The organism is Prosthecomicrobium pneumaticum (genome assembly GCF_014199915.1).
Lineage (GTDB): Bacteria > Pseudomonadota > Alphaproteobacteria > Rhizobiales > Kaistiaceae > Prosthecomicrobium > Prosthecomicrobium pneumaticum.
This window is the reverse complement of the sequence record NZ_JACHOO010000011.1, coordinates 78,129-94,772: the sequence shown is the minus strand read 5'-3', so window position 1 is coordinate 94,772 and position 16,644 is coordinate 78,129. Positions and strand designations below refer to the sequence as shown.

At 70.7% G+C, this 16,644-nt stretch carries 16 protein-coding genes; 6 read left to right on the top strand and 10 right to left on the bottom strand.

All coding sequences use genetic code 11. From position 1 onward, the window contains the following. Window position 1 precedes the first annotated feature (1 nt). Window positions 2–1,330 carry a Rieske 2Fe-2S domain-containing protein gene (locus GGQ63_RS20085; RefSeq protein WP_183858404.1) on the top strand — a complete coding sequence of 443 codons (1,329 nt, stop codon included), beginning with the start codon at window positions 2–4 and terminating at the stop codon, window positions 1,328–1,330. Beyond that, window positions 1,330–2,349 (top strand): PDR/VanB family oxidoreductase, encoded by a 1,020-nt coding sequence (locus tag GGQ63_RS20080; RefSeq protein WP_183858403.1) that lies wholly within the window; start codon window positions 1,330–1,332, stop codon window positions 2,347–2,349. Before GGQ63_RS20085 ends, GGQ63_RS20080 begins: the two co-directional genes overlap by 1 nt. A 43-nt stretch (window positions 2,350–2,392) precedes the next feature. Here GGQ63_RS20080 and GGQ63_RS20075 read toward each other — a convergent pair whose 3' ends face one another. Then, window positions 2,393–4,084, bottom strand: a complete 1,692-nt coding sequence (locus GGQ63_RS20075) for a lysine--tRNA ligase (RefSeq protein ID WP_183858402.1) — start codon at window positions 4,082–4,084, stop codon at window positions 2,393–2,395. A 158-nt stretch (window positions 4,085–4,242) separates the two neighbouring features. On the opposite strand from GGQ63_RS20075, the gene GGQ63_RS20070 reads away from it, so the two are divergent. Continuing rightward, complete coding sequence (locus GGQ63_RS20070; protein WP_183858401.1) at window positions 4,243–4,668, top strand: tellurite resistance TerB family protein; 426 nt, start codon at window positions 4,243–4,245, stop codon at window positions 4,666–4,668. Window positions 4,669–4,679: 11 nt separating this feature from the next. On the opposite strand, the gene GGQ63_RS20065 is transcribed toward GGQ63_RS20070, so the two are convergent. Continuing rightward, on the bottom strand, window positions 4,680–5,747 hold the full coding sequence (locus tag GGQ63_RS20065) for a DUF2125 domain-containing protein (RefSeq protein ID WP_183858400.1): 1,068 nt from the start codon (window positions 5,745–5,747) through the stop codon (window positions 4,680–4,682). 50 nt (window positions 5,748–5,797) lie between these two features. Between GGQ63_RS20065 and GGQ63_RS20060 the strand changes: the two genes are divergently transcribed. Beyond that, the gene (locus tag GGQ63_RS20060; protein ID WP_183858399.1) at window positions 5,798–6,340 is read left to right on the top strand and encodes a gamma-glutamylcyclotransferase; all 543 of its coding nucleotides are present in this window, start codon (window positions 5,798–5,800) and stop codon (window positions 6,338–6,340) included. On the opposite strand, the gene GGQ63_RS20055 is transcribed toward GGQ63_RS20060, so the two are convergent. From GGQ63_RS20055 to ftsE, 4 genes are all read right to left on the bottom strand, one after another. Continuing rightward, the gene (locus GGQ63_RS20055) at window positions 6,327–7,109 is read right to left on the bottom strand and encodes a lysophospholipid acyltransferase family protein (RefSeq protein WP_183858398.1); all 783 of its coding nucleotides are present in this window, start codon (window positions 7,107–7,109) and stop codon (window positions 6,327–6,329) included. The genes GGQ63_RS20060 and GGQ63_RS20055 overlap by 14 nt on opposite strands. A gap of 24 nt (window positions 7,110–7,133) precedes the next feature. Next, window positions 7,134–7,841: a YdcF family protein gene (locus tag GGQ63_RS20050; RefSeq protein ID WP_183858397.1), complete on the bottom strand. Its 708-nt coding sequence runs from the start codon at window positions 7,839–7,841 to the stop codon at window positions 7,134–7,136. A gap of 66 nt (window positions 7,842–7,907) precedes the next feature. Next, the gene (locus GGQ63_RS20045) at window positions 7,908–8,858 is read right to left on the bottom strand and encodes a cell division protein FtsX (protein WP_246429899.1); all 951 of its coding nucleotides are present in this window, start codon (window positions 8,856–8,858) and stop codon (window positions 7,908–7,910) included. A gap of 43 nt (window positions 8,859–8,901) precedes the next feature. After that, complete coding sequence (ftsE, locus tag GGQ63_RS20040) at window positions 8,902–9,561, bottom strand: cell division ATP-binding protein FtsE (RefSeq protein WP_183858395.1); 660 nt, start codon at window positions 9,559–9,561, stop codon at window positions 8,902–8,904. Between the two features lie 283 nt (window positions 9,562–9,844). Here ftsE and hpt point away from each other — a divergent pair, with 283 nt between their 5' ends. Further along, window positions 9,845–10,384: a hypoxanthine phosphoribosyltransferase gene (hpt, locus tag GGQ63_RS20035; RefSeq protein ID WP_183858394.1), complete on the top strand. Its 540-nt coding sequence runs from the start codon at window positions 9,845–9,847 to the stop codon at window positions 10,382–10,384. 20 nt (window positions 10,385–10,404) lie between these two features. Further along, window positions 10,405–10,791 (top strand): response regulator, encoded by a 387-nt coding sequence (locus GGQ63_RS20030; protein WP_183858393.1) that lies wholly within the window; start codon window positions 10,405–10,407, stop codon window positions 10,789–10,791. A 7-nt stretch (window positions 10,792–10,798) separates the two neighbouring features. Here GGQ63_RS20030 and GGQ63_RS20025 read toward each other — a convergent pair whose 3' ends face one another. The 4 genes from GGQ63_RS20025 to argH all read right to left on the bottom strand — a co-directional run bounded on the left by GGQ63_RS20025 (window position 10,799) and on the right by argH (window position 16,628). After that, entirely contained in the window at window positions 10,799–13,423 is a 2,625-nt protein-coding gene (locus GGQ63_RS20025; protein ID WP_183858392.1) for a TIGR02302 family protein, read from the bottom strand. Between the two features lie 140 nt (window positions 13,424–13,563). Next, the gene (gene lysA, locus GGQ63_RS20020) at window positions 13,564–14,835 is read right to left on the bottom strand and encodes a diaminopimelate decarboxylase (protein WP_183858391.1); all 1,272 of its coding nucleotides are present in this window, start codon (window positions 14,833–14,835) and stop codon (window positions 13,564–13,566) included. 139 nt (window positions 14,836–14,974) lie between these two features. Beyond that, complete coding sequence (locus tag GGQ63_RS20015) at window positions 14,975–15,163, bottom strand: hypothetical protein (protein WP_183858390.1); 189 nt, start codon at window positions 15,161–15,163, stop codon at window positions 14,975–14,977. A gap of 61 nt (window positions 15,164–15,224) precedes the next feature. After that, on the bottom strand, window positions 15,225–16,628 hold the full coding sequence (gene argH, locus GGQ63_RS20010) for an argininosuccinate lyase (RefSeq protein WP_183858389.1): 1,404 nt from the start codon (window positions 16,626–16,628) through the stop codon (window positions 15,225–15,227). Between the last annotated feature and the right edge of the window lie 16 nt (window positions 16,629–16,644).

The window sequence follows — 16,644 nt, the reverse complement described above, 5'->3', positions numbered from 1 at the left end:
CATGATCACCGCAGAAGAGAACCTCGAGCTCTGCCGCGTCGGGCGGGGCACGCTGATGGGCGAGTTCTTCCGCCAGTTCTGGATTCCGGTCTGCCTCTCCTCCGAGCTGAAGGCGGACGGCGATCCGGTCCGGCTGATGATCCTCGGCGAGAAGCTGGTCGCCTTCCGCGACACGGAAGGCCGGGTCGGCGTGTTCGATCACCGCTGCCCGCACCGCTGCGCCTCGCTGTTCTTCGGCCGCAACGAGCAGGGTGGCATACGCTGCGCCTATCACGGCTGGAAGTTCGACGTGACGGGCAAGTGCCTCGACCAGCCGAACCTCGAGGACAAGAGCAAATATCCCGCCGGCACACCCGCCTATGCCTATCGCGTCAGCGAATCCGGCGGCCTCGTCTTCGCCTATATGGGCGAGCGCCAGGACGCGCCGCCGCCGCTGCCGGAGATCGAGGCGATCATGGGCGAGGGCGACGACCGCAACATCGCGCTCACCCACCGCGACTGCAACTACATGCAGGCGCTCGAGGGCGACATCGACACCTCGCATCTCGGCTTCCTGCATGTCGGCGGCATCGACGGCGACAAGCTCGACATGAGCGATCCGGAAGTCTTCACGGTCACCGAGAAGGCGCCGAAGATCAATGTCTCGGTGATGCCCTTCGGCACCATGTATTCGGCGCAGCGCAACGCCTATGAGGGCACCGAGCATCACCGCTTCGCGAGCTACATCTTCCCCTTCTGGGTGACCTATCCGGCCGGCCAGATCGAGGGCAACGTGACGGTCAATGCCTGGGTGCCGATCGACGACACCGCGACGATGATCTTCAACATCGATCTCGGTCGCAAGGCCGGGCGGCAGAAGAACCTGCGCTACAAGGACGGCACGCCCGTGCAGGGTCTCGCCCGGCCGCTCGAATACCTGCCGCAGACGACCGACTGGAAGGGTCGCTGGCGGCCGGTCAAGGACGCCTCGAACGATTACGGCATCGACCGGGAATGGCAGCGCTCGGGCGGCAGCTATACCGGCATCGTCGGCATCCCGCTGCAGGACCAGGCGATCCAGGAATCGATGGGGCCGGTCGTCGACCGCACCATGGAGCATCTCGCGGCGAGCGACCGGATGGTCATCCTCACCCGGCGCGTCATGCTCGATGCGGCGAAGGAATGGGCCGAGCAGAAGAAGCTGCCCGCCGTCGTCGACCAGCCCGAGCTCTGCCGCGACGCGCGTGGCGGCGATATCGTCGTGCCCTACGGCACCGACTGGCTGGAAGGCTATGAGAAGAAGATGGCCGCCATCAAGGGCTACCGGCCGAAGCTGCAGGCCGCCGAGTAATGAGCCTCGGCCTCGCGCTCGAACCGCCGCGCGACCGCGCGGCGGATGCCGTGGCGGGGTCGGCGGCGCCTGCCCCGCTGATGCTGCGGGTGCAGTCGATCGCCTATCTCGCCGAAACGATCCGGGCGATCGAACTGCGCGCCCCCGACGGCGCGGCGCTGCCCGCCTTCACGGCCGGCGCCCATCTCGACCTCGCGCTGCCGGGCGACCTGTCGCGCAGCTATTCGCTGATCAACGCCCCGGAGCCGGCCGACCGCTACGTGATCGCCGTCAACCGCGATGCGGCGAGCCGCGGCGGCTCGCGCTATCTCTGCGAGACGCTCAAGGTGGGCGACACGCTCGCCGTCACCCCGCCGCGCAACACCTTTCCACTCGTCGAGACGGCGCCGGTCAGCGTCTTCCTCGCCGGCGGCATCGGCATCACGCCGATTCTCGCCATGATCGAGCGTCTCGAAGCGCTCGGCCGGCCCTGGCGGCTGCATTATGCGGTGCGCGAACGCGGCCTCGCCGCCTTCCTCGACCGCTTCGCCGCGCTCGAACGGGCCGCGCCCGGCCGCGTCCATCTCCACGTCGATGCGGAGGCGGGCCATCTGCTCGACATCGCCGCCGTGCTCGCCGCCGCCCCGGCCGCGGCCGAGCTCTATTGCTGCGGCCCGGCGCCGATGATCGCCGCCTTCGAGGCGGCGGGCGCCGCGCGCGATCCCGACCGGCTGCATGTCGAACGTTTCGCCGGCACGGCGGAAAAGCCCGATGCCGGCTTCCGCGTCGTGCTCGCCCGGACCAAGCGCGAGTTCGACATTCCGGCGGGCCGCACGATCATGGAGGTGCTTCTCGAGGCCGGTGTGCGGGTCGCCCATTCCTGCCGCGAGGGCGTCTGCGGCACCTGCGAGACGCGGGTGATCGAGGGCGTGCCCGACCACAAGGACAATGTCCTCTCGGCGCGCGAACGCGCCTCGAACAAGCTCGTCATGATCTGCTGCTCCGGCGCGAAGACGGAGCGGCTGGTGCTCGACCTCTGAAGCGGGGCGGACGGTCGCGATCCTCGCCCGTCCCCGTTCCACCTCAGGTCCCGGCCGGCTTCTGTCCGCAGGCGAGTTCGCCCTGCAGCGCCTTGAAGATCCGCTCGCGGGTCTCGGCGATGCCGTAGATCGCGACGAACGAGCCGAAGCGGGGCCCCTGGTCCTGACCGAGCAGAACCTGGTAGAGGCCGCGGAACCAGTCGAGCGAGACGCCCGGCGGATTGCCGTCCGGCCCCTTCTTCGTCGGGTCCGGATAGAAGCGCCGGCCGATATCGAAGACGGCGGTCTGGATCGTGTCGGCGCCGGTGCCCTGCGGCATGGCGGCGAGCGCCTGGTCGAGCGCGTCGAGCGCCTGGACCATCGTCGCATCCGGCTCGCGATAGACCTTTCCGGGCTTCACGACGTCATTGTAGTAGCGCACGGCATGGCCGATCAGCGCGTCGAGCGTCGGATGCGTCTCGGGCGACAGATCCGGCTGGTAGCGGGTCAGATAGGCCCACAGCACCGTCTTGTCGTCGGCGTCGGAGACGTTGACGAGATTGAGCAGCATCGAGAAGGCGACCGGCGTGCCCTCCTGCGGCGGGCGACCGGAATGGATGTGCCAGACCGGATTGCCGAGCCGCAGGTCGACCGCCTGCTGCGGGAAGGCGTCGAGGAACGAGAAATACTCGTCGACCGCCCGCGGGATCACGTCGAAATGCAGCCGCTTCGCCGTCTTCGGCTTCTGGAACATATAGAGCGACAGGCTCTCCGGCGAGGCGTAGTCGAGCCACTCCTCGATGGTGATGCCGTTGCCCTTCGACTTCGAGATCTTCTCGCCCTTTTCGTCGAGGAAGAGCTCGTAGTTGAAGCCGTCGGGCGGCTCGGCACCGAGCACGCGGCAGATCTTCGACGAGGTCTTGACGTTGTCGATGTGGTCCTTGCCGCTCATCTCGTAATCGACGCCGAGCGCCGCCCAGCGGAGCGCCCAGTCGGGCTTCCACTGCGCCTTGGCGCCGCCGCCGGTCACCGGCGTCTCGTAGCGCTTGCCCGTGTCGGGATCGGTCCAGACGATGGTCCCGGCGGAGAGGTTCCGCTCGTCGACCGGAACCTGCATGACGACGCCGGTCTCCGGATGAACGGGGAGAAAGGGCGAATAGGTCCGCCGCCGCTCCTCGCGCAGCGTCGGCAGCATGATCTCCATCACCGCGTCGTAGCGCTCGAGCATGACGAGCAGCTTCTCGTCGAGCACGCCGCGGGCGTAATAGTCGCTCGCGCTCGCGAACTCGTAGTCGAAGCCGAAATGGTCGAGGAAGGCGCGCAGCCGCGCATTGTTGTGGTGGCCGAAGCTCTCATGCGTGCCGAACGGATCGGGCACCCTCGTCAGCGGCTTGCCGAGGTTCTGCGCCAGCAGGTCGCGGTTCGGCACGTTTTCCGGCACCTTGCGCATGCCGTCCATATCGTCCGAGAAGGAGAGCAGCCGGGTGGCGACGCGGTCCTCGGTGATCAGCCGGAAGGCGGTGCGCACCATGGTGGTGCGCGCCACCTCGCCGAACGTGCCGATATGCGGCAGGCCCGAAGGGCCGTAGCCGGTCTCGAACAGCACCGGGCGCGACAGGTCGGCGCCGGCCTTCCTCTTCCGTTCCAGCCGCTCGACGATCTTGCGCGCCTCCTCGAAGGGCCACGCTTTCGAGACCTGCGCCGCCGCGACGAGATCGGGGGCGAGGTCGAGCGGGGGGAGGGTCTGGTCTGTCATCTTCGTGGCTTTTCGGGAGGGGCGCGGCCATCTTCGGGCGCGCGAGCGGCCGGACACTAGGGACGGGGCGCCGCCGCGTCAACGCCGCCGCCGGCGGGCGGTTGAAGAATGCGCTTCGGAGGCCTAGCTTCTCGCCGCCACGACAGGGACGGGACGACATGAACGAGACCGCCGACAAGACGATCTCCACGCAGGATGCGCTGATCTATGCGATGGTCACGCTGTCCGCATCGGACCGCCAGATGACCGATCGCGAACTGCGCAAGATCGGCGAGGTGGTCGGCTCGATGCCGATCTTCGCCGGCTTCGACGACGGCCGGCTGATCGACGTCGCCGAGGAATGCGGCCGCATCGTCGCCGAGGATGACGGGCTGCACGCCGTGCTCGCCACCATCGCGGCCTCGCTGCCGAAGCGGCTGCACGAGACCGCCTATGCCCTCGCCGTCGAGGTGGCCGCGGCCGATTTCCATGTCGAGCAGGAGGAGCTGCGCTTCCTGCAATTGCTGCGCGACGTGCTCGATATCGATCCGCTCGCCGTCGCCGCGATCGAGCACAGCGCGCGGGTGCGCTACCGGCGGGCCTGAGCCCGCCGGGTTCAGGGCTGCGGCAGGGTGATCCGCGGCAGCCGGCCGAGTGGGATCAGCCCGGCGCGCACGACGCCCTTGTCGATGGCGAGCGTCGCCTCCTGCCAGGTGACGCCGTCCGCCTCGACGCGCCGCGTGAAGGCGGCGAGCGCGGCCGCCCCTTGCGCCACCGTATCGCGCTCGTCGGGTGCGAACTGCGCGACGAGATCGGGCAAGGTATCGAGGCCGGCGAAGCGGAGCGCCATCGTGCCGGAGAGCCGGCCCTTCTCGTCGAAGGCGAGGTCGCCCTCCGCCCGGACGCGGAAGCCGGCGACCGACAGATCGAGGAATTGCAGGCCGATGCGGCGCCCCGCGGCGAGCCAGCCGGCGAGCGGTTCCGGGCCGTTCTTGCGCGGCAGGGCGCCCGGCAGGTCGACCGCCACCGAGACATCGGCCTCAGGGATCGGCGGACCATCCGGCACGTCGAGCGTCAGGCCCTGCGACTGAAAGGCGAGCTCGAGCGTCTCGCGGTCCGGCGTCTCGCCGCCGAGGTGGAGTTCGCTGTGGGTCGCCTTGGCGCGCAGCGGATCCATGCCGTCCGTCAGGACGACCGCGATGTCGGGCTGGTCGAGCACGAGCGAGATGCGCCGCAGCCGTTCGGTGTCGACCCGCACGCTCGACCGCAGCCGCGCCCAGTTGGCTTCGAGGGTCGCGTCGCCGGCGCTCGCCTCGAGCGGCCCGGCCGCGGCGAGGATGACGTGCATCGGATCGTAGACGAGGGTGACCGCCTCGCTCGCGCCGAGCGTCGCGCTCACGCCCGCCTCGGCGCTCGAAAAGGCCGTCTTGCTGCAGGAGAGGTCGAGCTGGAAGGGGAAGCCGCCGATCCGCCGGTCGAGACAGGTGATCTGGTCGCCGCGCTCGCCCGCCGCGGCGATCATCCGGTCGAGTTCGCGCGCGCCGTAATGGGTGCCGCCGAACCACAGCGCGGTCCACAGCAGCATGACCGCGATCACCGCCACGAACAGAAGGCGGATCTTGCGCGCGGTGCGGCTCCTCGGACGCGGCCCGGCCGCGGGATCTTCAGCCTCGGATTGCGTCATCGCGATCGAACCTCTAGCTTCGCCCGGCAATTCGCGGGTGCCGCATTCCCATGTCGGACTTCTGGGTCTTCGGTTACGGGTCGCTGATGTGGCGGCCCGGTTTCGAGTTCGCCGAGGCGGTCCCGGCCCATCTGCACGGCGCCCGTCGCGCGCTCTGCATCTGGTCCCACGTCTATCGCGGCACGCCGGAGCGGCCGGGCCTCGTCCTCGGGCTCGACCGCGGCGGCTCCTGCCGCGGCCTCGCCTTCCGGGTGCCGCGCGCCGAACGGGAACCGGTCATCGCCTATCTGCGCGCCCGCGAACTCGTCACCGACGCCTATCGCGAGGTGGTCCGCCCGGTCCGCCTCGGCGGCGTCCCGGGCGGCACGGTGCCGGCGCTGACCTATGTCGTCAATCGGACGCATCCGCAATATTCCGGGCCGCTCGCCCCGGCCGAGGTGCTCGGGATCGTGCGCGGCAGCGCCGGCATCGCCGGGCCGAACCGCGATTACGTCACCGCGACCGTGGCTCATCTGAGGCTGCTCGGCATCGGCGATCCGCTGCTCGATTGGCTGGCGGCGGAACTCGCCGCGGATCCGGTCACGCCGGGCTGAGCGCGGCGAGGCGGGCCGCCGCCTCGGGCGGGATCGGCGGCGGCCGTGCGCTCGCCGCGGCCTCGGCGATCAGCCGGTCGGAAGCGGGCTCGATGCGCGCCTGCAATTCGCGGCCGAAGCGCTTCGCGTCGAGGCCCGGCGGGATCGGGTCGAGGATCTCGATCACCATGGTGCCGGGATAGCGCCTGAGGCTGGTGCGCGGCCAGTAGAGCCCGGTGTTGAGCGCGACGGGGAAGACCGGCAGGCCGGTCTCGCGATAGAGCAGCATCACGCCGGGCTTGTAGTCGGGCGGGGCGCCGGGCGGACGGCGGGTGCCTTCCGGGAAGATGATCACCTGCCGGCCGGCCTCGACGGCCGCACGCACCCGCGCGGCGAGCGCCCGCAGCGCCTTCGCGCCGCCCGCGCGGTCGACGGGGATCATGCCGGCCTTCCAAGTATACCAGCCGAACAGCGGGATCCGCATCAGCTCCCGCTTCATCACATAGGTCGGGTCTGCGAAGAGCGGCACGAGCGCGAAGGTCTCGATCGCCGCCTGATGCTTCGCCGCGAGGATCGCGCCGCCGGGCGGCAGCTTGTCGAGACCCCGCAGTTCGAGCCTCAGGCCGGCGGCGACCCTGAGCCACCAGACGCTCGATGCCGACCAGAAGCGCACCACCCGCATCGCCGCACCGTGCGGGAGGAAGAAGAAGAAGGGCAGCGTGACCGCGAAGATCGCCGCCATGATCACGTAGAAGCCGATGTGATAGAGCGCGGAGCGCAGGACGATCATGGCCGGGGCGGACTGCGGCGGGGCTCAGGGCGCGGGGTCGGAGGCCGCGAGCGCCGTCCCGCGCTGCGGCGTCCACAGGAGCATCCGCGCACGAGCGAGCGTATACTTCACGTATTCGGCGGCGAGAAGGCGCAGCGTGTCGCCATCGCGCCACCAGGCGATCTCGGCGCCGCTGCCGTTCGAAACCGGATAGGGGATCAGCCGGACGTCCGGCATCGCGCGGGCGAATTCGGCGAGCGAGCGCGGCATGTGAAAAGCGCTCGTCACGACGATCAGGGAGCGCACGCCGTTGCGGATCGCCCAGTCGCGCGTCTCGTCGGCATTGCCGATCGTGTTCTGGGCGGCGTAGCCGAGCTCGGCGCAGCATTCGAGATAGCGCCGGCGGGCCGGCGGCACCTGGTCGGCGAGTTCCGGCGTGCCGACGCCGGGATGGACGCCGGAGATGAACAGCCGCCCGGCGCGGTTGGCGGCGAGGAGGTCGAGGGCGCGCTCGATGCGGGCGGGTCCGCCGGTCAGCGCGACGATCGCGTCGGCATGTTCGGCGGTCGCCCCTCCGGCCCGCACCGCGCGATCCGCGAAACGGTCGAAATCGAGCGCCACCGCGCCGAGGAGCACGGGGACGAGGGTCGCGACGAGCGCGCGCCTGATGCTGCGAACGAGGCGCCGTCCCCGCCGCCGCCGGAGGGCGTGATCTTCGCCGGCCATCGAAAAACTGCGCGCCGCGTCGCTCATGGCGAACCCATCATGGCGCACCCATGACAGCGAAATGCGGCCGGCGCTGGGCGGAGTCGGACCGGCTCATATGCCCCCGGCGATGGCGCGATAGACCGTGATGCGCGAGGTCACGGCGGTCATCACGGCGATCAGGAAGGCGATCGCGACGGCGCCGACATAGCCGGTCGGGCCGATCGCGAACTGGCCGAAAAGGGCGGAGACCTGGTCGCTCTCCGGCGTCGCGAAGGAGCGGCCGATGGTGAGGCTCAGCAGCGCGAAGAGGAGCGCCGCACCGATCGCCCCGGCGAGTCCGCCCCTGAGGCCGAGGAGAAGGAAATGCCGCTGGAACTCGCGCGCGACGAAGCGCGGCTCGGCGCCGACGAGGGTCAGCACGCTGACGACGTCGTCATTGCTCGCCATCGCACCGCGTGTCGCGAAGACGACGGAGAGCACGGTGGCGACGAAGACGAGGCCGAGGATCGAGAAGCCGACGATCACGGTCGCGTTCGCCATCGTCTTCAGCCGGTCCGACCAGGTGCGGTGGTCGTCGAGACTGGCGCCGCGCACCTCCGCGGCGAGGCGGGCCGAGAGCGCGGAGAGGTCGACCGCGTCCGGCGCATCGAGCGTGACGACGACGAGGCGGGGGATCGGCAGATCGGTCAGTTCGAGGCCGGAGCCGATCCAGGGCTCGAGGAGCTTCGCATTCTCCCATTGCTCGAGGGCACGGGCGCTCGCGACGCCCGGCTGCGCCGCGGCGATCGACGCCGCCTTCGCCGCTTCCTGATCGGCGTCGATCCCGTCGACCGGCCGTATCTGGATGGTGAGCTCGCGCGTCACGTCGTTCTGCCAGTCGCGCGAGGCGTCGCGCACCAGCGTGACGGCGCCGAGCGTCAGGCAGGCGAGGAAGCTCATGATCGCGACCACCATGGTGAGCGACCGGCTGGCGATCGACGCCGCCGGCACGATCGGCCCCATCTGCGGCGCGCCGGGCGGGCGGCGCGTGCGGGTATTGCGCCGCGGCAGCAGCGCCGCCAATCCCGCGCCCCTCGCCGGGTGCCGCGTCCTCGTCTCGGCCGCCTCACTCATAGATGGTCAGCCGCCCCTCGTGCAGCACCAGCCGGCGCGCGTCGAACTGGTTCATCAGGCCGATGTCGTGCGTCGCAATGACGACCGACGTGCCGAGCCGGTTGAGCTCGATGAAGAGCCGCAAGAGCCGCTTGGCGAGCGGCGGGTCGACATTGCCGGTCGGCTCGTCGGCGAGCAGGATCTCGGGCTGCCCGATCAACGCCCGGGCGATCGCCGCGCGCTGCTTCTCGCCGCCCGACAGCACCGGCGGATAGGCGTGCATGCGGTCGCCCAGGCCGACCCATTTCAGGAGTTCGACGACATCGGCGCGATAGCTCGATTCCTCCCGCCCGAGCACGCGCAAGGGCAGCGCGACATTCTCGAAGGTGGTCAGATGGTCGAGCAGCCGGAAATCCTGGTAGACGACGCCGATCCGCCGGCGCAGCGCCGGCAGGTCGGCCTTGGGCAGCGTCGCCGTGTCGCGGCCGAACACGGTGATCAGGCCGCGCGTCGGCTTCAGCGCGAGGAAGAGCAGGCGCAGCAACGTCGTCTTGCCCGCGCCGGACGGGCCGGTCAGGAACTGGAAGGAGCGCGGATCGATGCGCAGGTTGAGGTCGCGCAGGACCTCGGGACCCATGCCATAGCGCAGCCCCACATTCTCGAACCGGATCACGCCGCTTCCACCCCCTTCACAGACGCCCCGACTTTCGCCGCGCGCCGTTAAGCTTCTGTTGACGATGACGCGGTTTTCACGCCTTTCGTCCGCCCCTTGCCAGCCGAACAAGGCGAAGACGGGGCGCGGCCCCCGGGTTTGGTTGCCACTCATTAGGGCTTTCGGCCCATAGTGCCTCTCGAAAACGAGGACGAGGCGCTGCCGACGTGACGACGAGACCGAGCGAGACCGACCGCCGAAGAAAGACCGCCGTGCCGTGCGACACCGCCGGGGAGGCCCGCTGATGCCGACCGTTCGTGGCCGCTCGATCCGCGTGCTCTACGATGCCGAGACGATCGCCGCCCGCAACCGGGCGGTGGCCGCCGAAATCGCGGCCGCCGGTTATCGCGACCTGCTCGTCATCTCGATCCTGAAGGGCAGCTTCGTCTTCGCCGCCGACCTGATCCGTGCGCTGCACGCAGCGGGACTGGCGCCCGAGGTCGAGTTCATCTCGCTGTCGAGCTATGGCGGCGGGACCGAATCCTCCGGCGCGGTGCGTGTCGTGCGCGACATCGAGAGCGAGGTCGCCGGGCGCGACGTGCTGCTCGTCGACGACATCCTCGAATCGGGCCGCACGCTCGCCTTCGCCCGCGACCTGATGGTGTCGCGCGGGGCGCGGCGGGTCGGCATCGCGGTGCTGCTGCACAAGACCGGCAAGGCGGTGACGCCCGTCGAGGCCGACCATGTCGGCTTCGAGTGCCCGGATTACTTCGTCGTCGGCTACGGCATGGACGTGGCGCACGCCTTCCGCGAACTGCCCTTCGTCGGCGTGGTGGAAGAGTGAGCGGGGAAGGGGAGAGGACGATGGCCCGCATTCTCGTGACCGAGGACGATCATTCGGTCAGGAGCTTCGTGCTCAGGGCGCTGCAGCTCGACGGCCACGAGACGCTCGCCGCCGAGGACGGCGCCGAGGCGATGGACGTGCTGGCGCGCGAGGAGGGCGCGTTCGACCTCCTGCTCTCCGACATCCAGATGCCGGTGATGGACGGCATCGCGCTCGCCCGCGGCGCCGCGGGCGTCTGGCCGGGTCTCACCATCCTGCTGATGACCGGCTTCGCCCATCAGCGGGAACGGGCCGACGGGCTCGACGCCGTGGTGCACGATGTCGTGCCGAAGCCCTTCTCGCTCGCCCAGATTCGCGCCGCGGTCAACGACGCGCTCGCGGCCAAGCTGCGCCGCACGGCCGCCTGATCGCGCCTCAATAGCGCTCGAGCAACCGCTCGAGATAATCGCGCTCGAGCGGCAGGCGGAACGGGTCGACGAGCCGGCGGCGGATGGTCTCGAGGATCTCGCGCGCCCGTTGCACGTCGATCTCGTCCGGCACCTTGACGGTCGACCCCATATCCGGACCCTGCGTCCGCTGCGGCCGGCCGAGCGGGTCCTCCCGGCCGGGCTGGCCGCTGCCCTGGCGCACACCGCCGGGCTGCTGGCCGTTGCGGGCCATCTGCTCCGCCATGCCGCGCGCCGCGTCGCGCAGCGCCTGCAGCGCCCGGCCCTGCTCGCCGACGGCATCACCGGGGCGGCCGCGGCCGATCTGACGACCGGCCTCGCCCATCGCACGGCCGGCCTCGCCGAGCCGCCCGGCGCCTTCGCCGCCCGGCTGTTCACCCTCGCCCTGTTGCCGGCCTTGCCGACCAGCCTCGCCCTCCTGGCCGTTCTGGCCCTGCATCCCTTCCATCATCTGCTGCAATTGTTCGGCGAGCGCCTGCTGGTCGCGCCGGAGCTGGTCGAGAAGCTGGCGCATCTCCTCCGCGGTCATCGACGATTCGCCGTCGCCGCTCCCCTCGCCCGAGCGCCGTTCGGCATCGAAGGTCCGGTCCATCAGCTGCTGCTGGCGGCGGATCATGTCGGCGAGCTGCTCCATCTGCTGCTGCATCGCGCCGGAATTCTCGCCGGGGGCGGGCTGTTGGCGCGCCGCCTCCATGTTCTCCATCATCTGCTGCAGTTCGGAGAGCATCTGGCGCGCCGCGTCGCGCGAGCCGGTGCGGGCGAGATCCTCCAGCCGGTCGAGCATCTTCTGCAGGTCTTCCGCGCGCAGCGTCGGCGTATTGGGATCCATCGGCTGGGCGGATTGCGGATTGCGCATCGCCTCGCGGGCGAGCGCCTCCATATAGGCGTTCATCGCCTGCCGGAGCTCCTGCATCAGCCGCTCGAGTTCCTCGTCGCTCGCGCCGTTCTCGAGCGCCTGGCGGAGCGCATCCTGCGCGGCGCGGAGATCCCGGGCGGCGAGCGAGACGTCGCCGTCCTCGAGCCCGAGCGCGATCTGCCACAGGAGGTCGACCACCTCGCGCAGTTCGTCGTCGGTGTTTGCCTCGACGGTGCGGCGATAGGCGGCCCGCAGCGCCAGATAGGGGCCCGGGGTCTCGAACCGCGCGGGTTCGAGCGTCAGCACGTCGAGCGCGGTGGCGACGCGGGGCCGCATGCCGGCGTCGAGCGCCAGCAGCCGCCGCTGCTCGACGAGCGCACGGGCGATCGGATTGCGGAATAGCCGCGCCGGCAGCACGAAATCGAACGGCGCCGAGAGCCCCTCCTGGCCGGCCTCGTCGCGGGCGGCGAGCGTCATCTTCACCCGCCCGCCGGCCCAGGGGTGGGCGGCGAGATCGCGGATCGTCTCCGCCTCGCCGGAGCGCGTGCGCAATTGCGGCAGCACGAGCGGCACGGTCGGCGCCGCGACGAGCGGCCGCCGTCCTTCCTCCGCGAGCGTCGGGTCGGCCGGCTCGAAGCGCGCCTCGGCGGAGACGACGCCGTAATCGTCGCTGATGCGGTAGCCGAGCGAGAGCGCGCCGGCCGCCGTCTGCTGCGGATCGCGGGTGATCGCGATCGCGGGTACGCGGTCCGGAACGACGGTGAAGGGCCAGCTCCGTGCCTCGGCGCCGCCGGTGACCGCGACTGTGGCGTCGGTGATGAGGGTGAAGCGGGTCTCGCGCGGCGCAGCGGCATCCGGAGCGGCCGCGGCGGCCGGCGTGGCCGGGACGGCTGCGGCGTCGGGTGCCGCGGGGGCGAGCGCCGTGCCGTCGGCGCCGCGCGCGGTCGCGGCGAGCGTCGGGCCGTCGGCGATCCGCACCGTGACGACGCTGCCCGCCGGCACGTCGAGCGGCTCTGCCGCTCCCGTCCGCGACGCCGCGCCGGTGAGAAAGAGCGGCGGCCGGTCGGTATAGGCGGGCGGCGTCACCCAGGCATCGATCCGTGCCACCGTCACTGCCGCCGCCGGCCCGAGCCGGAACGCCCCGGCGAGCCGGTCCAGCCGGTCCGGCCCGGCGGCGAAGAAGCCGACGAAGAGCAGCAGCGGCACGACGAGGCGGAGCCCATAGGGGTCGTGCTCGGGCATGCGCGGACGCGGCCATCCGGCGGCGAGCCGCTCGAGCCCGGCGAGCGCCCGGCGCCGATGCGCCTGCCAGAGCGCCCGCGCGAACGGATCCTCCGCGCCGAGCGCCAGACGGTCGGTGAACGAGGTCGCCGGACGATGCGGCACGCCGCTTTCTCGTTCGACGCGGCCGAGGGGCGCGTCGTCCGCCGGCGGCGCGATCCGGGCGAGCCGGACGGCAAAGCCGAGCAGCGCGACCGCGATGAGGCCGATGAGGCCGAAGCGGGGGATCGCCGGCAGGCGCTCGAAGAGGCCGAGCCAGGCGAGCGCGACGAACAGGCCGATCGTCGCGAGGATCGGCACGAGACGCGGCCACAGCGCTTCCCAGAGCAGCGCGCCGCGGGCCCGGCCGATCGCCGCGGCGATGCGGGCGCGGGCCTGCGCTTCGGCCGTGGCCGGGATATCGCCCGTCTCCGGCACGTCGCGCGTCTGCGTCTGCCGGTCGACCGGATCGGTCATGTCCGCCGCTCCACCTGGTCCGCACCCCTCCGCCGAGCATTGAACGGAAAGGCTGGGGCGGATCCGGGTCGAAGGCAAGGCAAAAGTCGGGCCGGCCGCCGGCCGGCCCGGTCACGCCTGCGCGAGCGGCCCGCGGGCGGTCAGTCGGCGAGCCAGTCGGGCAACCGGTCGAGGCCGATCAGCTCGTCGAAGCTCTGGCGCGGCCGGATCACCGCGAAGCGGTCGCCGTCGACGAGCACCTCGGCGGCGAGAGGCCGGGTGTTGTAGGTCGAGGACTGCACCGCGCCATAGGCACCGGCGGTCATCACGGCGAGGAGGTCGCCGGCCTTCGGCTGCGGCATCGCCCGGTCGAGCGCCAGATAGTCGCCGGTCTCGCAGACGCCGCCGACCACATCGGCGACGATGGTGCGGGCGTCCGGCGCCGGCTCGCCGACCGGGCGAATGTCGTGATGGGCCTCGTAGAGGGTCGGCCGGATCAGGTCGTTCATGCCGGCGTCGACGATGACGAAACTCTTCGTTGCACCGGCCTTCAGATAGACGACCTCGCTGACCAGCACGCCGGCATTGCCGACGAACACCCGGCCCGGCTCGAACAGGATGCGCGCGCCGAGATTGCCGAGCCGCTTCCTGACGATCGCCGCGAAGGCCCGTGGGTCGGGCGGTGGCGGCTCGTCGAGGCGATAGGGCACGCCGAGCCCGCCGCCGCCGTCGACATGGTCGATGGCGTGGCCGTCGGCGCGCAGATCGCGCACCAGATCGGCGAGCAGGCCATAGGCCGCGTCATAGGGCGCCATGTCGGTGATCTGGCTGCCGATGTGCATGTCGACGCCGGCGACCCTGAGCCCCGGCAGCGCCGCGGCACGCGCGTAGACGAGCCGGGCCCGCTCATAGGGGATGCCGAACTTGTTCTCGGCCTTGCCGGTGGTGATCTTGGCGTGCGTCTTGGCGTCGACGTCGGGATTGATGCGGAGCGAGATCGCCGCGGTCGCGCCCTTGGCGTCGGCGATCTCGGAGATCCGCTCGAGCTCCGGCTCGGATTCGACGTTGAAGCAGAGGATGCCGGCGTCGAGGGCGAGGGCGATCTCGCGCGCCGTCTTCGCGACGCCGGAAAAGACGATCGTCTTCGGATCGGCGCCGGCGGCGAGGGCGCGGCGCAGTTCGCCCTCCGAGACGACGTCGAAACCGAGCCCCTCGCGGGCGAAGAGCTTCAGGATCGCCTGGTTGGAATTCGCCTTCATGGCGTAGCAGACGAGCGTGTCGAGCCCGGCGAGCGCCTCGCGGAAGACCCGGACGTGGCGCACCAGCGTCGCCGTCGAATAGCACCAGAAAGGCGTGCCGACCGCTGCGGCGATCGCCGTCAGCGGCACGTCCTCGGCGTGCAGCACGCCGTCGCGATAGTCGAAATGGTTCATGTCTTTCCGGCCCGTGTCCGTCCCACGGGTCGTCATCCCCGCGAAGGCGGAGACCGATCCGGCCGATCGGCCCCCTTAGATATCGTCCTGCGTCATGGGTCCCGGACCTCGGCGTCGTTCCGCCCGGGATACCGGCACCTCAGAGCAGCCGGTCGAGGAAGAGGTCGCGCTTCGGCTTTTCCGGCTTCGAGGTGTCGAGCTTCGGATCGGCCTTGGCGGCCTCGGCCTGCGCGCTGCCGGGCGGCGGCTCGGGCGCGCCATTGGCGCCGCAGCCGGCGAGCGCCAGCAGCGCGGCGAGCGCCGCCGTCTTCAGGATCGTGTCGGTCATCGGCATCCCCTGTCGCGCCCATCCCGTTTCGGCGCGCATCTTAGCGAAACCGTTCGCCGCGTCATGCGGGAAGTTCGGCCGTCTCGGCGGCGAGCCGCGCGCGCCAGCGCATCGCCGCGGCGCGGACATTGTCGGGCGCCGTGCCGCCATAGCTCGTCCGGCTCGCGACCGAGCTTTCGACCGTCAGCACCGAATAGACATCCGCCGTGATGCCGGCATGAACAGCCTGCAGCGTCTCGAGCGGCAGCGCGTCCAGTTCGACGCTTCGCTCCGCCGCGATGCCGACGATCCGGCCGGTGACGTGGTGCGCCTCGCGGAAGGGCAGGCCGAGCGTGCGCACCAGCCAGTCGGCGAGGTCGGTCGCGGTCGCATAGCCCGATCCGGCCGCCGCCTTCATCACCGCCGCGTCGGGTTCCATGTCGCGCACCATGCCCGTCATCGCCGCGATCACCAGCTCGAGGCTCTCGAAGGCGTCGAAAACCTGTTCCTTATCTTCCTGCATGTCCTTCTGATAGGCGAGCGGCAGGCCCTTCATGACGATCATCAGCGCGTTCTGCGCCCCGATGATGCGGCCGGTCTTCGCCCGGACGAGCTCGGCGGCGTCGGGATTGCGCTTCTGCGGCATGATCGACGAGCCGGTGGTGAAGCGGTCCGACAGGCGGATGAAGCGGAACTGCGCCGAGGTCCAGATCACGATCTCCTCGGCGAAGCGCGACAGGTGGATCGCCGTGAGCGCCGCCGCCGCCAGCGCCTCGATGGCGAAATCGCGGTCCGAGACGCTGTCGAGCGAGTTCGCCGTCGGCCGGTCGAAGCCGAGGGCCTCGGCCGTCGCCGTGCGGTCGATCGGGAAGGAGGTGCCGGCGAGCGCCGCCGCGCCGAGCGGCGATTCGTTCATCCTCACGCGGGCGTCGCGGAAGCGGCCGCGGTCGCGGCCGATCATCTCGACATAGGCGAGGAGGTGGTGGCCGAAGGTGACGGGCTGGGCGCTCTGGAGGTGTGTGAAGCCCGGCATCACGAGGCCGGCATGGGCGGCGGCCTTGTCGGTGAGCGCCGTCTGCAGGTCGCGCAGCGCCGCATCGGTCGCGTCGAGCGCATCGCGCACCCAGAGCCGGAAGTCGACCGCGACCTGGTCGTTCCTCGAGCGGGCGGTGTGCAGCCGGCCGGCGGCCTCGCCGATCAGCGTCTTCAGGCGGCTCTCGATGTTGAGGTGGATATCCTCGAGCGCCCGCGAAAACGTGAACGTGCCTGCGTCGATCTCACCCTCGATCGCGTCTAGACCGGCCACGATCTTTTCGGCATCGTCCGCGCCGATGATGCCCTGTCGGGCGAGCATGCGGGCATGGGCCTTCGAGGCCCGGATGTCCTGACGGTAGAGCTTCCGGTCGAACCCGATCGACGCGTTGATCTCTTCCATGATGGCGTCCGGGCCGGAACTGAACCGGCCGCCCCACATGCTGTTCTTCATCGGACCTCTCTCCGGA